The sequence below is a fragment of the bacterium genome (assembly GCA_020444325.1).
Classification (GTDB): domain Bacteria; phylum Bacteroidota; class Ignavibacteria; order SZUA-365; family SZUA-365; genus BM516.
In genome coordinates this window covers 206,582-226,369 of the sequence record JAHLLD010000001.1, presented here as the reverse complement: position 1 = coordinate 226,369, position 19,788 = coordinate 206,582, and the positions used below count along the sequence as shown (strand labels likewise).

General features: G+C 58.6%; 15 protein-coding genes. 8 read left to right on the top strand and 7 right to left on the bottom strand.

Annotation, left to right across the window (positions count from 1 at the left end):
- Positions 1–5 precede the first annotated feature (5 nt).
- Positions 6–1,622, top strand: coding sequence for a glutamate formimidoyltransferase (ftcD, locus tag KQI65_00950; GenBank protein ID MCB2203286.1), 1,617 nt, complete (start codon positions 6–8; stop codon positions 1,620–1,622).
- A 60-nt stretch (positions 1,623–1,682) separates the two neighbouring features.
- On the opposite strand, the gene KQI65_00945 is transcribed toward ftcD, so the two are convergent.
- Positions 1,683–2,558, bottom strand: a complete 876-nt coding sequence (locus KQI65_00945; protein MCB2203285.1) for a phosphate ABC transporter substrate-binding protein — start codon at positions 2,556–2,558, stop codon at positions 1,683–1,685.
- Complete coding sequence (locus KQI65_00940; GenBank protein MCB2203284.1) at positions 2,555–4,228, bottom strand: M28 family peptidase; 1,674 nt, start codon at positions 4,226–4,228, stop codon at positions 2,555–2,557. The genes KQI65_00945 and KQI65_00940 overlap by 4 nt, the downstream gene beginning before the upstream one ends.
- 145 nt (positions 4,229–4,373) lie before the next feature.
- On the opposite strand from KQI65_00940, the gene KQI65_00935 reads away from it, so the two are divergent.
- From KQI65_00935 to KQI65_00925, 3 genes are read left to right on the top strand one after another with little or no spacing between them, the layout of a single operon-like run.
- Positions 4,374–4,697: a metal-sensitive transcriptional regulator gene (locus KQI65_00935; GenBank protein MCB2203283.1), complete on the top strand. Its 324-nt coding sequence runs from the start codon at positions 4,374–4,376 to the stop codon at positions 4,695–4,697.
- Positions 4,698–4,743: 46 nt separating this feature from the next.
- Entirely contained in the window at positions 4,744–4,956 is a 213-nt protein-coding gene (locus KQI65_00930; GenBank protein MCB2203282.1) for a heavy-metal-associated domain-containing protein, read from the top strand.
- Positions 4,946–7,237: a heavy metal translocating P-type ATPase gene (locus KQI65_00925; protein ID MCB2203281.1), complete on the top strand. Its 2,292-nt coding sequence runs from the start codon at positions 4,946–4,948 to the stop codon at positions 7,235–7,237. Before KQI65_00930 ends, KQI65_00925 begins: the two co-directional genes overlap by 11 nt.
- Positions 7,238–7,245: 8 nt before the next feature.
- Here the strand turns inward: KQI65_00925 and KQI65_00920 are convergent, their stop codons facing one another.
- Positions 7,246–9,987: an HAD-IC family P-type ATPase gene (locus KQI65_00920; GenBank protein ID MCB2203280.1), complete on the bottom strand. Its 2,742-nt coding sequence runs from the start codon at positions 9,985–9,987 to the stop codon at positions 7,246–7,248.
- Positions 9,988–10,104: 117 nt separating this feature from the next.
- Between KQI65_00920 and larB the strand changes: the two genes are divergently transcribed.
- From larB to KQI65_00900, 4 genes are all read left to right on the top strand, one after another.
- The gene (gene larB, locus KQI65_00915) at positions 10,105–10,902 is read left to right on the top strand and encodes a nickel pincer cofactor biosynthesis protein LarB (GenBank protein MCB2203279.1); all 798 of its coding nucleotides are present in this window, start codon (positions 10,105–10,107) and stop codon (positions 10,900–10,902) included.
- Positions 10,886–11,710, top strand: coding sequence for a hypothetical protein (locus KQI65_00910; protein ID MCB2203278.1), 825 nt, complete (start codon positions 10,886–10,888; stop codon positions 11,708–11,710). Before larB ends, KQI65_00910 begins: the two co-directional genes overlap by 17 nt.
- Positions 11,707–12,690 carry a homocysteine S-methyltransferase family protein gene (locus KQI65_00905; GenBank protein MCB2203277.1) on the top strand — a complete coding sequence of 328 codons (984 nt, stop codon included), beginning with the start codon at positions 11,707–11,709 and terminating at the stop codon, positions 12,688–12,690. The genes KQI65_00910 and KQI65_00905 overlap by 4 nt, the downstream gene beginning before the upstream one ends.
- Before the next feature lie 125 nt (positions 12,691–12,815).
- Positions 12,816–14,423: a hypothetical protein gene (locus KQI65_00900; protein MCB2203276.1), complete on the top strand. Its 1,608-nt coding sequence runs from the start codon at positions 12,816–12,818 to the stop codon at positions 14,421–14,423.
- A 32-nt stretch (positions 14,424–14,455) separates the two neighbouring features.
- Here KQI65_00900 and KQI65_00895 read toward each other — a convergent pair whose 3' ends face one another.
- The 4 genes from KQI65_00895 to KQI65_00880 form a co-directional block, all read right to left on the bottom strand.
- Positions 14,456–17,014, bottom strand: coding sequence for a SpoIIE family protein phosphatase (locus KQI65_00895; GenBank protein MCB2203275.1), 2,559 nt, complete (start codon positions 17,012–17,014; stop codon positions 14,456–14,458).
- Between the two features lie 54 nt (positions 17,015–17,068).
- A complete protein-coding gene (locus KQI65_00890) occupies positions 17,069–18,028 on the bottom strand; it encodes a tetratricopeptide repeat protein (protein MCB2203274.1) in 960 nt (319 codons plus the stop codon).
- An 11-nt stretch (positions 18,029–18,039) separates the two neighbouring features.
- Complete coding sequence (locus tag KQI65_00885; protein ID MCB2203273.1) at positions 18,040–18,489, bottom strand: hypothetical protein; 450 nt, start codon at positions 18,487–18,489, stop codon at positions 18,040–18,042.
- A gap of 117 nt (positions 18,490–18,606) precedes the next feature.
- Complete coding sequence (locus tag KQI65_00880; GenBank protein MCB2203272.1) at positions 18,607–19,365, bottom strand: T9SS type A sorting domain-containing protein; 759 nt, start codon at positions 19,363–19,365, stop codon at positions 18,607–18,609.
- Positions 19,366–19,788: the final 423 nt, after the last annotated feature.

Genomic DNA, 19,788 nt, shown 5'->3' with positions numbered 1-19,788 from the left:
TCCCCATGAAAAAAATTGTCGAATGTGTTCCGAATTTTTCCGAAGGCCGCAACGCCGAGATTATCGAAGCCATCGCGCAGAGTATCCGCGAAACCCCTGGCTGCACGCTGCTCGATGTGGATCCCGGCAAATCGACGAACCGCACGGTGTACACCTTTGTGGGATCGCCGGAAGCCGTGGTCGAAGGAGCGCTCAGCGCCGCCCGCAAGGGATATGAACTTATCGACATGACAAAGCATGAAGGCGAACATCCGCGCATGGGAGCGATGGACGTCTGTCCCTTCGTCCCCGTCGCAAACGTGACCATGGAAGAGTGCGTGGAATGCGCCAAAGCCTTCGGTGCCCGTGCCGCGGAAGAACTCGGTATTCCGCTTTTCCTTTACGAGGAAGCCTCGACTGTCGACTACCGCAAAAGCCTCAAGCAGATCCGTGCCGGTGAATACGAGGGCATGGAAAAGAAAATTGTTGAAGAGAAATGGAAGCCCGACTTCGGTCCTGCCAAATTCGTCCCGCGCTGGGGCACCACGGCCACCGGTGCGCGCTTCTTCCTCGTCGCATACAACGTCAACATCCTTGGCACGAAGGAGCAGGCGCATCGCATTGCGCTGAACATTCGTGAGCAGGGGCGCGGACCCGAGGAGCCCGGACGCCTGAAGGCCGTCAAGGGTATAGGCTGGTATGTGGACGAGTACAACACTGCCCAGGTCTCGATGAATCTCGACAATTATAAAATCACGCCGCCGCATGTCGCGTTCGAGGAATGCGCGAAGGATGCGCGTGAGCTGAATCTGGCCACGGCGGGTTCGGAAATCGTCGGACTCATTCCCCTCGAGGCCATGCTCATGGCTGCCGATTATTACATCGAGAAGGAAAACCTGTTCATCATTGATGAGGGACAGAAAATTCGCCTCGCGATCGAGCGGCTCGGACTCAATTCCGTCTCCCCCTTCATCCCTGAAAAGCGCATCATCGAATACATGATCGAGGAAGAGAACAGCGAGCCCCTGGCCGGGATGTCCGTGCGTGACTTCATCGAACTGACAGGTGCGCGCACCTCCGCTCCCGGTGGCGGCTCGGCGTCAGCGCTCATTGCCGGACTCGGTGCGGCGCTCGGCGCGATGGTGGGATGGATGACGTACGGGAAGCGCAAGTTCGAGGAGCAGGACGCGACCATGCGCCGTCTCATTCCGCCGCTGGACGAAGCCATGCGCCGTCTCATCCCGATGATCGATGCAGACACCAACGCCTTCAACGATTACATGGATGCCCTCGGCATGCCGAAGGACACGGACGAGCAGAAGGCAGCCCGCACTGCGGCCATGCAGGAAGGACTCAAGAAGGCCGTGGACGTACCGCTCGGCACGATGCGTATCGCCGACACCTGCTGGGATGCCATGGTGGAAATGGCGTCACATGGCAACATGAACTCGAAGTCCGATCTAGAGGTCGGCGCCAAGGCGCTGGAAACAGGCAGCTGGGGCGCGTACAAAAACGTCATGATCAACCTCGGCAGCATCAAGGACGAAGATTTCAAGCTGCGCATCACCGGTGAAGCCGATGCGCTGCTCGCACGCGCGAAAGAGAAATGTATTGAAGTACTGGGCGTGCTCGACGCCCGGTAAGGCTGGATGTAAAATCCCTGGTCGTTTTCCGCCATGGCGCCACGCGTGTCATGGCGGTTTTTATTCTTCGGGCAGCTCCCAGAGCGGGACGTAGCCGACCTCACGTACGACCTCCTGTCCGGCATTACTCAGCACCCAGTCGGTGAACGCTTTGATCGCGCCTTCCGGCGGCGCAGCCGAAAACAGGTACAGGTAGCGTGCGATGGGATAGCTTCCGCTGCGCACGTTTTCCGCTGTCGGTTCCACTCCTTCAATGGCGCAATGGGTGACGTCGCTGCCGTATGCGAGTCCGCCATACCCGATCGCGCCCGGCTGCGACTTCACGAAACGGATCACTGCCGAAGTGGTCGGCACGGTTTCGGTCGACGGTCCATACGGATCTCCATCGAGTACATGCTCCCTGAAAAACAGGTATGTGCCGGAATTCGGAGGCCGTCCGACGACGGTAATGGGCATGTCTATCCCGCCGACATCCTTCCAATTGCTGACACTGCCGCTGAAGATTGCCTTCAGCTGGGCGATGGTGAGATTGTTGACAGGGTTGCCAGGATTCAGGTACACGCTGAGCGCGTCCTTCGCCGTGAGGATGCTGAGTCCAAGTGAGCCGCGTTTCTCAAGCAGCCGCTGCACTTCGGAGGGACGCAGCGAACGTGATGCGGATGAGAGTTCGACATCGCCTTCGATCAACGCGCGTATTCCGGTCCCCGTCCCTCCGCCTTCGACATAGATGGCGATGTCGGGGTTCAGCTTCATGAAAGCCTCCGCCCAGCGATTGACCAGAAGCAGCATGGTGTCTGATCCCTTGATGCGAATCACCTTCGTTTCCTCATCGCTTTGAGAACGAGAGGAAGCGCAGCCTGAGATGAGAAGGATGCCGATCAGCAGGGAGAGAAGCGCTGGGGAACGGGCCAGGCGTATGGGAGAAACTGCTTTCATCGCTCTTCAGCCAGGGATCGAAGTCTTGCATTGATGAAGCGTGAACCACTCACCCATTGCGGTGGCTCATACGTATTCGCTATGCCGCAAAGATACGCAAAAAGAATGTCCATATGCTGTCTGACAGCAGCGGTATCGACAGGCTGCAGAGCATCGTCACCGGGCAGATGATAATGTTCCTCACCCCAGCGCAGAAAACGGACGCGTCCTTCCTCTTCGCTCATGTTGCGGTACCGGCTGCCTTCCATGATGAGAATGGAGGGAACGCCGGCCTGCGCGAAACTGATCTGGTCGCTGCTCGAAAAAGCTTCCATGACATCGAATCCCGGTGGTATGGGAGAGACTGTGAGCTGGAGTTCCGCGGCCAGTCGCTCGAGATGCTGCTTCAATGTGGAATACTCGGCTCCGACGCCTACGATATCATCGAACGTATCGAAGATCGCGAGTCCGTCGACATTGAGATTCGCAATGGTATTCTGCAGCGGCACCAGGGGGTGACGACAATAGTACTGGGAACCGAGCAGTCCCTTTTCCTCTCCGGTCACGAAGAGAAACAGAATGGATCGCCGCGGACGTACATTTCCCTTCATCATGACTCTTGCGAGTTCAAGCAGCGCGGCGCTGCCGAGCGCATTGTCCACGAAACCGTTGTAAATGCTGTCGCCTTCGACGACGGGACCCACCCCAAGGTGATCATAATGGGCACTGACGACGACCCAGGAATCCCGCAGCAGTGGATCACTGCCCCGCAGCAGGCCGGCCACATTATGCGCGAGGAAATCCCGTTCACGGAATTTTCCCGAAAAGCGTGCGCGCGATTTGAGCGGAAAACTGCGCATGGCGCCTTCCGCATCCATGCGTACAACGTCGTCGAGGGTGTAGGGACTGTCTTCAAAGAGCAGGCCCCCGAGATCGAAACGCAGCAGCACACTCAGATGTGCGGGCGTGGTGATGGGCAGGCTTATATCTTCAAATGCAAAAATGCGCTGCCAGTCGCGCCATGCATAACCCCGCTCTTCCCGGGGCTGCGTCAGCATGATGCTCCCACGTGCGCCGCGGGAAAGTGCGATGCGCTGTTTCATTTCAGGGATGGAATACAGCGTCGGCTGCGCGCCAAGAAAATAATTTTCATCCTTCGACACCGGTTCACCGGAGAGGTACACCACGATGGCGTTATCTACATTCACGTTCTGATAGTCGTTGTAGTCGTACTCCGGTGCGACGATGCCGTAGCCCACGAATACCAGGCGTATGGGACGCGGGATGAACGTCTGTGCGCCAGATTTGAAAAGCGTATAGTCGCGCCCCAGCAGCAATCGCTGCACCTTGTCGCCGTAGTACAGTGTCAGACTGCTCGTCGGCAGCGGCTCCGCCCCGTGCAGCGGGAAAGTCTGGAAGTACGACGTATCCTTCACTGCGGGAGCAACACCATACTGGCGCAACTGCGCACGCAGATATGCCGCCGCCCTGCGTGCACCCGCTGTTCCGGTTCCGCGTCCCTTCATACTGTCCGACGCCAGCTCGGCAGCATGCCGCAGCACCGTATCGGCGGATAGCTGCTGCATGCCGCTCTGGATTTCCGTCGTCAACATACGCGGCTGTGCCGCTGCCTGCGCGGCAAGCAGCATAAGCGCCAGATAGGGCAGTATGCGGTGCAGATTGTGATTCATGTATCCCGGGAAATATACGAAAAGAGACCGCCTTTGCGATTGCGGCTGTGGAGGAGACAGGGAAATGCCCTTGCGTGCGATAGGGTAGGGGGGTATATTATATGAGCCGATCAGATATACCGGCGTATCACAACCTGGAGGACCCTTGGCTCAGGAATCATCAGTACGGCACTGTCACACCGATGGAACAGCGCGGAAAAGCCATCACTCGGAGAAACTCAAATCCGGTCTCACATCGCGGCTCAACCGCATTGAAGGACAGGTACGCGCGGTCAAGCGCATGATCGATGAAGATGTGTATTGCGATGATGTTCTCAACGTCATTGCGTCCGTTCAATCGGCGCTCAGTGGCGTAAGCAGTCTGCTCCTGGAATATCACATGAAAAGCTGTGTTGTGGAACAGCTGCAGGAACATGATCCTGAGATCATGGACGAGCTGATGAAAACCATGCGCCGCCTGATGAAATGAGCCTGTTTCCAGAACTCAAACCGTATTCGCGAAAGGAAGGAAAGCAATGAAAACTGAAACACTCCGCATCGAGGGAATGCACTGCAATCACTGTGTGATGAGCGTACGCAGAGAGCTCGCACAGGTGGAAAACCTGCAGGTGGAGGATGTGAATATCGGATCGGCTGTCGTCCAGTTCGACACTTCGGCCGTCAATCCCGAGCACATCGATCTCGCCGTGGAACGCGCAGGTTTCCGGGTCGTCGCACATGAGTCCTGATGCGCATGACAGCAACGGACAGAATGCCGCGCCGGCGATAAAAAAGCTGGGACTGCCCGTTCAGGGCATGACCTGCGCCAGCTGCGTGCTGCGGGTGGAGAAGGCCTTGCAGGGCGTACCGGGCGTACATTCCGCTGCCGTGAACCTGGCTTCGCAAAAAGCATCGGTGGAAATCGGGGCGGACACGGATATGCACGCACTGGAAGAGGCCGTTCGCCGCGCGGGGTATGATGTGCAACTCCCGAAGGAGGGCGGCACCGGGGACGACGCTTCGTCCGGCGAAGAGCTCTCCGCATCCACCGGCTTCGACAGGGAGGCGAAAGAACTGCGCCGCAGTCTCATCGTCGCACTGCTGCTCACCATTCCCATCTGGATTATCAGCATGCTGCCCATGCTTTCGGCCGTGCGCGCCGCGTGGCCGCTGAGCATGGAGGAAAACAGCAGGCTGCTGCTCATACTGACCACGCCTGTTCTGTTCATTCCTGGCAAGCGTTTTTTTACCGGTGCGTGGACGATGCTCCGGCACGGAGCCGCCGACATGAATACGCTGGTCGCCGTGGGAACGGGGGCGGCGTTTGTGTACAGCATGGTCGCGGTACTGTTCCCGCAATGGCTGGGTCATCCCGGTGGTGGAATGGAAGTGTATTTCGATACGAGCGCTACCATCATCACACTGATACTCATGGGACGCTGGCTCGAAGCGCGGGCGAAGAACCGTGCGACGGATGCCATTCGCAAGCTCATTGGATTACAGCCGAGGACGGCGCGAGTGGTTCGTAACGGCGAGGAAATGGAAATCCCGACCAGGGATGTGCGCATCGGAGATCGCGTACTCGTACGTCCTGGTGAACGCATTCCCGTTGACGGGCGTGTGGTTGCCGGCGCATCGTCCGTGGATGAATCCATGGTCTCCGGAGAACCGCTGCCCGTGGAGAAGTCGGAAGGTGACACCGCCGTGGGCGGGACGGTGAACAAGGAAGGCAGTCTGACGCTGGAAGCCACCGCGGTAGGAGCGGATACGGTGCTGGGACATATCGTGCGCATGGTCGATGAAGCACAGGGATCGAAAGCGCCGGTGCAGAATCTTGTGGACCGCATCGCTTCGGTGTTCGTTCCCGTGGTGATCAGCATTGCCGTGGTCACCTTCGTGGTCTGGATGCTGCTGCCGGATAGCGTATTTGCTGTTGCGCTGCTGCACAGTATCGCCGTCCTGATCATCGCCTGTCCCTGTGCACTCGGACTCGCAACTCCCGCGGCCATCATGGTCGGTGTGGGTGTGGGTGCGGGAAGAGGAATCCTTATCAAGGATGCCGAGAGTCTTGAACGCGCAAAATCCGTCGACCGCGTGGTACTCGATAAAACGGGAACCGTGACCGAAGGACGCCCCGCCATCGCCGAATTGCTGCCCCTGGGAGAGCAGACCGAAAATGACCTGCTCGCCCTTGCCGCGTCCGCGGAAATCCCATCGGAGCATCCCCTCGGTGAAGCGGTGCTGCGCGAAGCGCGGGAGAGGGGACTCAAGCTTCAGGAACCCGATTCCTTCCAGTATGAACCGGGTGCGGGTGTGACCTCGTTCATCGATGGCGACGCCGTGCAGGTCGGGAATGCCGCACTCATGAAATCGTATGCCGTGAAGCTGCCGGATGAGCAGTGGCTGCAGGCGTCGCGCAGTGCGGGACGCACGGTGCTGTTCGTCGCGGTTAACGGCGTGCTCGCCGGAGGCATCACCCTGGCTGATCGCGTGCGTGAAACGTCAATCGCAGCAATCAAAGAGTTGAAACGTCAGGGTGTTGACGTCACCATGTTGACGGGAGACAGCGAAGAAGCGGCACGGGAGATTGCCGCGCAGGCGGGAATAGAACATGTCCTCGCAGGAGTCCGGCCTGAACAGAAGGCAGAGGAAGTGCGCCGCCTGCAGGAACAGGGACTGCGTGTCGCCATGGTGGGAGACGGCATCAACGACGCCCCGGCGCTGGCGCTTGCCGACGTGAGTATAGCCATGGGTAGCGGCACTGACATCGCCATGGAAACAGCGGACATTACGTTGATGCACAGTGACCTGCAGGGCGTACCAGATGCCATGCAGCTTTCACGGCGCACGCTGCAGAAAATCCATCAGAATCTTTTCTGGGCATTTATTTACAACGTCATAGGTATCCCGCTTGCCGCGGTCGGACTGCTCAGTCCCATGATTGCCGCAGCTGCGATGGCCTTCAGTTCGGTCAGTGTGGTGAGCAATTCCCTGCTGCTGCGCCGCTACAGGGGAGTCGGCGAGAACTAGGCGCGTTCTTACTTCTTTGTGTTCGCGGCGGCACGTATGCCACTGTGTTCACGTGCCCATTTCCTGCCGAGCAGTTTCCGCACTTCGAGCAACACCAGGATGCTGAGCGATGTGCTTACGCAGATCAGCCATTCCGACACACTCAGCGGTACCACGTGCAGCAAATCATTGAGTCCGGGAATATGCACGGCCGACACCTGCAGGGTAAGGGAAACGAACATGACGTAAAGCAGCGGACGATTGCTGACCGGACCGATGGAAAACAGCGATGCGCGAAGGGAGCGTGAATTGTGCACGTTCCAAATCTGAAAGAGCGCGAGCGTGACGAAGGCCATGGTCCGGGCTTTTTCAAGCGGGAATCCACGCAGATCCGGCACGAGCGAGTAATAGCCATGCGCACGCAGTGCCCACTCGTATATCCCCAGTGTCCCGATCATCATGATCATGCCCGCAATGAGGATGCTGAGCAGCATTTCCTTCGGAACCAGTCCGGCATTCGAAGCGCGCGGGGGACGCTTCATGACATCGCCATGCTCTTTCTCATAGGCGAGCGGGAAGGTACTGATCCCGTCGGTAACGAGGTTGATCCACAGCAGCTGCGCGGGAAGCAGCGGCAGGGGCATACCGGCGAGGATGGATGCGGTCAACGTGAGCACGCCGCCGAAACTGGTACTGAGCACGAAAAGAATGATATGCCGCAGGTTGTCGAAAATGACGCGTCCGTAGCGTACGGCTGCTGCGATGGACGCGAAATTGTTGTCCATCACCACCATGCTCGACGCTTCTTTCGCCACATCGGTTCCTGCACCCATGGCGACGCCGATATCGGCGGCTTTCAGAGCAGGTGCATCATTGACCCCGTCGCCGGTCATTGCCACGATATGCCTGCGCTTCTGCAGCTGCTTGACGATGCGCAGCTTGTGCATGGGGGAGACGCGCGCATAGACTTCCGTCATGTCGCTGAGCGCACGGAGACGCTTGTCGCTCATGTTATCAAGTTCTGCTCCGGTGATGACGTCGATCTGTTCATCGTCGAGTTTCAGCTTCGTCGCGATGGCTTTCGCGGTTTCGCGATGGTCGCCGGTGATCATGATAACCTTGATGCCCGCATTGCGGCAGTCGGCCACCGCCTGCATCGCTTCCGCACGCGGGGGATCGTACATGCCCTGCAATCCCGCGAAAACGCAGTCTGCGTAGACATCATCTTCAAACAGTGTCGTGTCTTCAGGAATGTATTTCCAGGCGAAGGCGATCACGCGCAGGGCCTCGGATGACAGTGCCTCTGCGGCGTGCTGTATTGCGTCGCGGTCGAGGGACTCGCTGCCGGTGGGGGACTGCATGCTTGAGCACATGCCGAGAATACGCTCCGTCGAACCTTTGATCAGGAGCAGCTTTTTCCCGTCCTCTCGTACGGTGACCGCCATGTACTGCAGCTCCGATTCGAAGGGACGCAGGTTGATGACGGGGAAACGCTCAGACAGCATGCGGCTCTGCATGCCGCCTTTGGCAGCGGATGCGAGCAATGCACCTTCGGTGGGATCACCCACCAGCTTCACGCCATCTCCACTCTTTTCGAGACGCGACTCCGTGCACAAGGCGCCGATCATCAGCGTGCGCCTGAGCGCCGCGTTGCCTGCGGGATCCGGCGCGTCGTTTCTTGCCGTAAGTTCTCCCTCCTCCGCATACCCCTGTCCCGTCACCCCGTAATGCGCACCGCCCGCATACACATGCGTGACCGTCATGGCATTTTCCGTGAGCGTGCCTGTCTTGTCCGTGCAGATGACAGTAGTACTGCCCAGCGTTTCAACCGCAGACAGCTTTCGGATGATGGCCTGCTTCTTCGCCATCGTGTAGACCCCGATGGAAAGCGCGACGGTGACAGACACCGGGAGTCCTTCCGGAATTGCGGAAACCGCGAGTCCCACCGACGTGAGAAACATCTGCAGCAGCGAGTTCCCCTGCAGCCAGCCGCCGAGAAAGATGGCGCCGATGGCGATACCGATAGCGACACTGAGGTTCTTGCCAAAACGCTCGAGTCGCAGCTGTAGCGGAGAGATGCTTTCTCCCGCTTCGACGATGTTGCGCGTGATCTGTCCGAGTTCCGACTCCGCCCCGACAGCGACGACGATGCCGCGCGCTCTGCCGCGCTGCACCACCGTACCGCTGTATAGCATGTTCAGGCGGTCACCCAGCGCCGCATCCTCCGGGATTTCCGCGTCGGCGGATTTCCGCACGTGCAGACTCTCACCGGTGAGCATCGATTCATCGATGCTGAGTTCCTGTGTTTCGATGAGACGAATATCGGCCGGGACCTTGCTGCCGGATTCCAGCATGACGATATCGCCGCACACGAGTTCGGATGAGGGAAGGGTGACCTGCGTCCCGTCGCGCAGAACGCGCACGGTCGGGGAGGTAAGCTCCTTGAGCGCGTGCAGGGCCGATTCGGCCTTGCTCTCCTGCGAGTATCCTATGAGGGTGTTGACGATGACAACGACGAAGATAACGATGGCATCGGCAGCGTCGGCGAGAAGGGCCGTAAGTACCGCCGCGACGAGAAGGATGTAAATGATCGGGTTGTGAATCTGCAGAAGCAGCGTGATGTACCAGGGACGCAGCTGCTCGCGCGGCAGTTCGTTGATGCCGTGCGCATCGCGTGACTGCGTCACTGCCTGTTCGCTCAATCCCTGCTGAAGATCCGATCTGAAATGCCGGACGGTATCGTCTACCGTCCATAAATGCCATTGCTGCATGAATTTCCTGTCTGAATTACCAGCACAAATTGCCGTATATCATCATGCAACACAAAAACCCGTTGCGGGGTTCTTTGGCACTGTCCTGAATGCCCGCTTCCCGTTATATTAGGGGACATGGATGCGAATGCTGCCATATTGACTTTACTGCAGCGTCTGGCGGACGGTGAAATCAGTCCCACCCAGTGCGGCGACGCCCTGCAGAAACTTGAACGCCACGTTCCCGTCGGGGATTTTGCGAAGCTGGATCCCGGCCGGCGTGCACGCACGGGTTTCCCGGAAGTCGTTTTCGCCCCCGGGAAAACCGAGGACGAGCTGCGCGGTATTCTGCGCTCGTTGCGGGAGCATGGACAGAACAACATCCTGGTTTCCCGGTTGGCGCAGGACCTGTATGACCGCCTGGCGCAGGAGGATGACAACGCCCGCTATTATTCTCGTTCGCGGACAGCGGTGTTCGGACAGCGCGCGCCTGAAAGCGGAACCGGCAGCGTCGCCATCATTACGGCCGGGACATCAGACCTCGCTGCCGCGGAGGAAGCGGAGCTTGCCTGCGTCTATGCCGGAAGTGCCGTGCAGCGTTTTGCCGATGTAGGAGTAGCCAGTCTCGAACGGCTGCTGAATGTGGTGCCTGATGTCTCCCGCTGCAATGTCTGCATCTGTGTGGCCGGCATGGAAGCCGCCCTTCCGTCGGTGCTGGCCGGACTGCTCCCCATTCCTGTCATCGGACTCCCCACCTCGATCGGGTACGGCGTCAACGAAGGCGGGATCAACGCTCTGCTCTCGATGCTTGGCAGCTGTGCACCCGGTGTGATGACGGTCAACGTCGACAACGGCATTGGCGCAGCGGCCGCCGCGCATCGTATCAATCTTCTTATCGAACGACGTGTGCATGAAGCCCGTGGAAACGACATATAAACAGCTGCTCGACCGCGTGGCAGAGGATGGGAGTCCCTCGGGACCCAACCTCGTGGCGTTCTCCGGCGGAGTCGACAGCAGTCTGGTGGCGCATGCCGTGCATGCGGTCTATCCCGGGTCGAGCACGGCCGTGATGGCGCTTTCTCCTTCCGTGTCCGACGATATGCGCCGACAGGCGGAACAGATCGCCGCGCATATCGGTATTCCCCTCCGCTTTGTGGAAACGGAAGAATTCCGCGACGCCACCTATGTGGCGAATGAGGGAATGAGCTGCTATATCTGCAAAACACATATTTACGAAGCCCTGCGTGCCGTATCTCGCGAGGCGGCAGACGATGGCGCTGTGCTGTTCAGCGGAAACAACGCCGACGACAGCGCTGATCCGACGCGCGTGGGACTCCGTGCCGCGCGCGAACATGCAGTGTGTTCGCCGCTGGACGGTTTCAGCAAGGACACCGTGCGTGCGCTTTCCCGGCATGCGGGACTCCCGAACTGGGAGCATGCGGCGAGTCCCTGTCTGCGTTCACGCCTCGCATCCGGCATCGAAGCCACACCCGCGCATCTCGCGCGCATTGAGCAGGCCGAAGCGCGCATCCGCGATCAGTACGCGCTTCCCCCCAGCGCAAACTTCCGTGTGCGCATGCTCGCGGAGGACCACGCGATGATTGAACTCGATGAAGAGCTGCTCCCGCGAGTGGATCTCGATCGCTGCGCCACGCTGCTGCGTGATCTCGACTTTCGCGAGGTGCAGAGTCGTCCCTTCCGTTCCGGCAGCGTCAGCATTCAGATACAACTTCCCGCATCATGACCTTCTCATCTCTGCTCGACAGCAAAGCCGTCGTCATCCTCGACGGTGCCATGGGTACCGAACTGCAGGCGCAGGACGTGGACATCGGCCTCCCGCTGTGGTCCGCCAACGCCCTGCTGCGTGCTCCGCATGTGGTACGGAATATCCATTTCCATATGCTCAAGGCAGGCGCGGATATCCTGACGACCAACACCTTTCGCACAAATCCCCGCACGCTTGAAAAGGCGGGCTTCGGTGAGCGATGGGAGGAATTGAATCTGCGGGCAGTGGAAATGGCCTTTGAAGCACGTGAACGCTACCATCCTTCGCGTCCCGTACTCGTCGCCGCGGGACTCGCGCCGCTCGAAGACTGTTACTCACCCGATCTGGTGCCTTCGGACGATCAGCTGCGCGAAGAGCACGCCAGGCAGGCTTCCCTGCTGGCGATGTGCGGCGCCGACATGCTGCTTGTGGAAACCATGATGAGCGTGCGTGAAGCTGCTGCAGCCGCGGCTGCATGCGCGGATACTGGCAGGGAATTCGCCGTGAGCTTTGTCACTCGTGAAGACGGCACCCTGCTTTCCGGCGAATCGCTCGCGGATGCCGTGGCAGCGGTTGAAGTGCACGGTCCTTCAGCCCTGATGATCAATTGCGTGTCTGCGCTGCATATCCGCAAGGTGCATCGCATGCTGCATGATGCGACCACACTGTCCACAGGCTGTTATGCCAATACCGGAAACCCGGAACCGGGCGAGCATGTGGAAACGACGCATGATGTGGATGTGGATGGTTTTGCCGCAAGTGCCGGCGGCTGCGTGGAAGACGGCGCACGCATTATCGGTGGCTGCTGCGGCAGCGGACCGGAACATGTCCACGCGCTCACACGTCTTTTCAGTCCCGACACCCTGCAGCAGCAGGAAGAAGATGAAGCCGCATGGCTGGAAGCGCGGCAAAGCCGCTACAACAGGCCGCCGCTGCCCGACGCACAGAATTTTACCTGAGCGGCTGTCCGGCCTCCTGATGATTTCATAAATGCTAACCCGGAGTTCCCTTGTCCCCTCACCGGTCCCGTCATTTCCTTTCCCACGCTTCCCGCATTTTTTTCCTCGGCGTTCTCCTCTGCACAATGCAGCAGTCCCTTTATGCCCAGGAAGATCTCGCCATCACGCCGCGGCAGTGGATACTGACGCTGCAGGGTGAGGCGACCAAGCTGCTCGACGATTTTTCTGACACGCGCTTCTCCAATGGCGGAGCACTGACGCTGCGCAGGCACCTGCGGGACTTTGCGCATGACCGTGGTTCGCTGTATGTGATGGGTGGCATCGGGTTCTACGATCTGCAGTGGCGGGCCGATGGCACCATGTTGCAGTATTTCGACACGACGGCTGTGCGCATCAATGACATCAACCGCTGCTTCGTCCTTCCGCTCTCGGCTCAGGCACTGTGGCGCAAGCGTATCGGTCCCGAAGCCGAACTGTTTCTCGGGGCGGGACTCGAACTCACGTACTATTCCCCCATGAACCAGAACGGCAACGCGCTGCCGAAACCGCAGGAAAATTACGGGAAATGGACGGTGGGAATTCCGATCACGGTGATGTTTGATTATATGCTCACCGATCATTTTTCCTTCACTCTGCAGACCAGTCTCCATCCGACGTTCACCGACTATCTCGATGGACTCGAGCTGGGAGAGTGGGCGGATACCTATCTCACCGCGGGCATCGGATTTACGTACGCGTTTCCGGAACCGGACAAGGATTCGGATTACGACGGACTGCTGAATCGCCGCGAGCGACTGGAGACGCATACCGATCCCTATAACGCGGATACTGATGGTGATGGACTGCGTGACGATGAGGAAATCGCCGCAGGAACGTCGCCACTGTTCCCGGATACGGACAATGACGGATTGCTGGATGGAGAGGAGGTGCATCGCTGGGGCTCGAATCCGCTGAAAAAGGACACAGACGATGACGGACTCAGCGACCTGCACGAAAGCGTGATCGGCAGCAATCCGTTTCGTGCCGACACCGACAGTGACGGACTCAACGACAGCGTGGAGCTGGCGCACGGAACGGACCCGCTGCGGCATGATACGGATAATGACGGACTGCCGGACGGCGCCGAGACGCGCTCCTCGCCCCTGATGGCGGACACCGACGGTGATGGTCTCCCGGACGCAAAAGAAAGCGCCATGGGACTGCGTTCGTATGATGAGGATTTTGATGCGGACGGACTTTTCGACGAGGCGGAACTGCGCTTCGGAACGGATCCGAAAAAGCCGGATACCGACAACGACCGTGCGACTGACTACAGCGAGATCTTCGGTCTCATGACCGACCCGCGCAATCCGGATACCGACGGTGACGGAACGCCCGATGGACTCGATCCGACACCGCTGAAGGGCAGCAGCTACAATCCCACGGAAACGATGTCATGGGTGTTTTCGGAAATGTTCGGCCGCGGCAGCGCGGTGCATGAAGACAGCAAGGCATTCATCCAGATGCTGCACCTGATTCGCAGTGCGCCACGCCAGCAGATATTCGAGATTGAAATCCAGGTGTTCGGCAAGACCATGACCGAAGCGCGTGAGCGCCGCGGTGAACTCGAGCGCTTCCTGCGCAAGCTCACCGGAAGCTGGGACATCCCCATTCTCACTCTCTACGAAGACGTGCAGGATACCTACTACGACGCCCGCCTGAAGTATGTCTGGAATAACGGTCTCCGCCGCTGAGTCGACCTTCGCGTCATCGTGGTTTTCTTGGTTCAGGTGCGTGGTTCTCTTTCATGCGAAATGGCGAACTTGATGACGACGGCGGTGGCGTCGTCGTGGCGTTCGGTGCTGCCCGTGTAGCGTCCCACCAGCGTGAACAGCGCTTCGAGAATCTCCTGCGCATTGCTGTCGGCGTGCTGGGCGATACAGTCGCTGATGCCCTCCAGTCCGAGTTCTTCCCCTTTTTCATTCATGGCTTCGCTCATCCCGTCGGAAAGCAGGACGAGGATATCCCCGCCTCGCGTGAAAATGCTGCTCTCTTCGAGTTGATCTCCGAAGAGGTGGTGATCGAGACCCACCCCCATGCCGGCCGGTTGATGCAGTACCACTTCACGGCTCAGCGCATTGAAATGCAGGAGAGGCAGATGTCCTGCCCGCAGGAAGCACACTTCGTTTTTCAGCAGATCCACCCGCAGTCCGGCCATTGTCAGGTAGCTTCGCCTTTCGATATGGTCGAAAATCTGCGTATTGAGACGCACGAAAAGCTCCCACAGCGTGGGCTGATACGATTCTATCGTCCGGATAATCCCCTGGATGCGCGCGAGGTACAGGGCTGCTGACGTGCCTTTGCCCGAGACATCACCGATGATGAACGTCGTGGAGTCGTAACGGGGGAGGAAATCATAGAAGTCGCCGCCGACTTCGAGTGCAGGCTGGGAATGTGCGGCGATGTCCATTCCCGGCAGTTCCGGCAGCTCCGCTGGCAGGGATGCGAGCTGTATGCTGCGTGCGACCTCCAGCTCCTTGCGCATGCGTTCCTTCTCGCGTGCCGCATCGTAAAAGCGCATGGTCATGAGCGCATCGCCAACGTTGGTGGTCAGGGCTTCGAGCAGCTCGATATCCTCGCGTGTGTAATTCGTTTCCGACTGTTTTTCCCCGAGAAGCAACAGCGCTTCAATTTCACCGTCACGAAGGACGGCAGTCAAAAATTCCACTCCCGCTTCGCGAAAGCGATCGCGGAGCGGCAGATTGTCGACTGCCACGCAGCTGTTTTTTTCGAGATAGGGTTTGAGGTGCTCCAGATCCTGCTCGTCGAGCGACATCATTTCATTACCCGCCGACAGTCTGTTGTCGGCCAGCTGTACGAGCTTCCCATCGCTGTAGGAAAGAAACGCGGCGCTTTTGACATGCATGAGTGCAGTGAGATCCTTGACCACTGTTTCCGCCAGGGAAAGGCGGTCAAAATGGCTGTGCGAGAGTTTGCTGAAGGCCGACAGCGCACGGCGATAATCGAGTGACGCCCGATAGAAACGCCGATCCAGCACACGTTTGCCCTTGCGGTAGGTCCACCAGAATCCCACGGCAAGCAGCATGCCGGTGACCAGGAAAATCCGACGTTCAAATGTCTCGCGCCGCTCTTCCGAGAGTGCCTTGAGCTGGATCACCTCCACGCGTCCCCCGCTGATGTTGATAACGGGGAGATCCGGATCCCGTGACGGCAGCATGACGAGAATGGCGATGAAAAGTGCGAGCAGTGTGGCATGAAAGCCTGCGCTCAGTGCATTGTAGAGTGAGCCGCGGCGAATAACGACGTAAAGATCGAAGATGCGCTGATGGATGATGCTGCGGAACAGCAGAGCGGGGACGGCGACGCCACCGAAAAAGGCCGCCTGCCAGAGCGCATGCCTGCCGACGAGGGACATGGCGGCCGTGTAGAGAATGCCAAAGCCGATGGCCGCGAGTATGGGACGGCTGCGCTCGCGGTATTCCACCCGCTGCGTGTTTTTCATGTTGCGGGCGAGGATGATCTGCACCGCGGTCACGCTTGCAAACAGCAGTGCGAAGACGATGAGTCCCCCGATGCCTGAAACATGGAAGACGAAGTTCAGAACGAACACCGACAGCATGAGTACGCTCACAGGCAGCACGTAAATCAGCACGTACATGGGTACGGGAACGGGACGCGCGAAGCGCCTGCAGGGGAAATACAGCAGCAGATGCATGTACACCGAGAGCGCAATCGGCCACAGACCGACGCGCAGGATGGATCCGAGAATGGTGAGCGTGTCGGGATAATGGAATCTGCTGATCTGCATGCTCATAATCAGCGCCAGGGCGATCGGAATATTCGCCCAGCCGAACAGTCTCGCAGCCGGATACTGCGGCCGCTTCAGTATCACCCAGCTTCCGATGAGGAGGAACGCGAGTCCGGTAACCACCAGTGCGATGTAGTAGAGTGGAAGCCCGAAGTCTGCCGTGATGATACTCTTGACGAGTATCTTTCCATCCCGCTCGATCGTGTATTCGAGCACATCTCCGCCGCTGGACTCGACAAGATAGTTGTTTGCGTCCACCATCCCCTTCACCGGATTGCCGTTGATCTTGACGATCGCGTCGCCGACTTTCAGTCCGGCCCGGTCAGACACGCCCCCCTCTTCGATGGATTTGATGACAACCTTGCCGTCGACATCCCTGTACCGGTTCTGATCCGTCGTTATGGTGGCGAAGCGCACAAGCCATGTGGAGGACAGTGCGAGCACGAGCATCAGCACCACGATGTACACCGTGCGCACGAGCTGCGGTCGGTTATTGTATATGCTCCAGCCTGTCATGACCCTTGTTGCTGCATGGGGTTGCGTTTCCCTCGGAGTACGTGTCAGAGGTTCTTACTGTTTCAGCGTGTCGAGATATTCCTGCTCGGCGCGCAGGAGATTGTCGACGGCATGGTGATAGCGGCTGCGATCACGAAGGGACAGCGCCTGGCGGAACGCCTTCATGGCGCCGCTGAAATTCTGCTGATACTGCAACGTAAGTCCGAGATTGTACCAGAGAATATCGGTATTCTCGCCGACATTCGCCTCATCGAGCATGCCGCGAAGCAGTGCTTCGGATTTTTCCCATTGACCCGCTTCTGCGAGTGTGATGGCTTCTTCGATGGCGGGATAGGCGCCGTCGACCAGGAAAGTGACCAGCTCGCGGTCTGTCACAGGCTCTGTCGCTGCCCGCAGTGTTTCGGTCACTTTCTGTGCGAGATCCTCGGCAATCACTTTCGTTTCAATCGGGGGCGGATCTTTTTCCGTCGCGTGGGTTTCACGGCGGGCCTCCACGGAGAGATTTTCCACGAAAGGAATGTTGCGTGCTTCGACATCCACGAGCATCACTCGGCAATGCGCGTTCGCGCGTCCCTGGCGCACGCGTTTTACTTTCCCCGGATCCGCCATACTCTGAATTTCCGCCTCGAGAATTTCTTCCTGGAATGACGTCGTCAGCAGCTCGCAGATAAGCAGACACTGTGCGCGCTCCCGTCGTGCGAGCGATGTCGCCACCCCGAGATCAACGGTGCCACGCCGGGTGAGCAGGCTCATCGCCGTATGTTTGGCAGCGACGAAACGGATGGAATCACTTTCGGCCAGCGTCGGTGCGAGCTGACGGTCGAGAGAGGCATGCAGCAGCATGGTCAGGCTGTCGGGCATCGGGAGATATGGAATCGGTGCGACGGCCACGCGGTCGCAGCCGTGAAAGTCGAACGCAGCGGGACGCTGCACGGGAACGACAATGCTGCGCGTTCCGCAGGCGCTGAGCAGGAGGAGGAGAAGGAGAGGAGCGATGTGGGGACGCAGGGACATGCGTTGCTCTGTCAGCGGTCGGTGGCGAGAAAGGCTGCGTAGAGAATGATGGCCGCGAGGCCGAGAATGAGGATGACACCGAGAATGGTGAGCATGAACTGGGACATGGTACCCTGTCTGCCCGCTGGCGCCGCCTCCGCGGCATCCCAGTACGAGAGTGTGGTGTCCGTGGTAAAGCTGTCGCCCGCTTCGGTGCGAACTTCCGCCGTCCCGCGAATGCCGGATGGTGTCAGCTGCCACTGGTCACCCCGGAACAGCATGGTGCTGTTGTCATGCGTGCGTACCTGCAGTCCGTTCGGCACATCCTGCACGCCGCCCGGCATTTCCCGCATCTGCTGTGACATGCGTGGTGACGGTCCCATTGACGCGGGATCGGTCAGTGAGAACTGCGGAGCGCAGCCGGTCAGCAGGACAAGGACAAGCATGGGGAGGATGAGGCGCATCTGGACATTCATGGGCATGGTGTTCGTACTGGAAAACAAGTTAGAAAATAGCGCCATGCAAAAAAAGAAGGCAGTCATTTCAGACTGCCTTCGGGAAGAAAAATCGTGGTCAGGGGATTATGGCATCCCGCCGGATCAGCGCGTGATCATCAGGCGGCGCGTGAGCGACTGCGTGTTGCTGCTGAGCTTGTAAATATACACGCCCGGGGCGACGGGACGATTATTGTTGTCGCGTCCGTCCCAGCTGACGGTGGATTTCCCCATGGTGCGTGAGCCGTTGACCAACGTCCGCACTTCCTTGCCGAGCAGGTTGAACACCTTCAGCGTCACGTTGCTCGTGCTGGGCTGATACCAGGTGATGTTCGTCACACCGCTGTTGCCGAGTGAGAACGGGTTCGGATAATTCTGCGACATGTTCAGTCCGCGAACCGTCGGCGCGTTGTCGTTGACACCGCTGACGCCGGCTGCCGCGCAGAAGGTCATGACTTCTTTCTCGTTCGTATTATCGAGATTCGTGAGCGTGACTTCGACGCAGAACTGCCCGGAAGTCGTGCCCGTCATGAACGTGATGTCGAGATCTTCTACCTCACCGCTGGGGAAAACGCCGTCGATCAGATCCTGATTCGGCTGGAAGCAGTTGGCGAAAAAGCAGATCTGCGTCATCCAGTCCTGCGGCAGCGAACTCTTGTTCGTGATTTCAACGCGGAGGTTCAGATCCTTGCCACTGACATTCGTCACCTTGATCAGTACGGGAATGTATCCGTTCAGGTCCCCTGACGCCTCTGATGATTGTTTCTCAATCGTGAAGCTCTGTGCACTCGCCATCGGGGCGGCGTATGCAAGCAATGCCAGAAGCAGCAGGGAAGAAAAGGACATTCGTACAATATTTTTCATATCAACTCCGTTATTCGCGTAAGTATCAAAATATATTGATTTTCTTTCAAGCTTTCAAGTTCTGTGCGGCTCCGGCACCGCTGTTGCTGTATGCGGGAATTCCGGGCCTCCATACTAAGACACCGAAAGGGCAAAAAACGTTACCCCGAGTGCAAAAAAATGTACGCTTCGGAGAGAGAATTGTTCCATTTTTTTCGCATTTGTTTCCTGCATCGTCCCCACGACCAGCGATACATCGTCCCAACGCTCAGCTCTCATCGTCCCCACGCTCTGCGTGGGGAGGCATATCCCGAACGCTCTGCGTTCATTCCATCCAGTGATCCCTGGCACGTAGAATATGCAGTTTCTGCATAATCTGCTGTCGGAAAATATGCAGTTTCTGCATAATTGCGGGCGATCCGGGGTGTGGGACCGCAGCTGTGG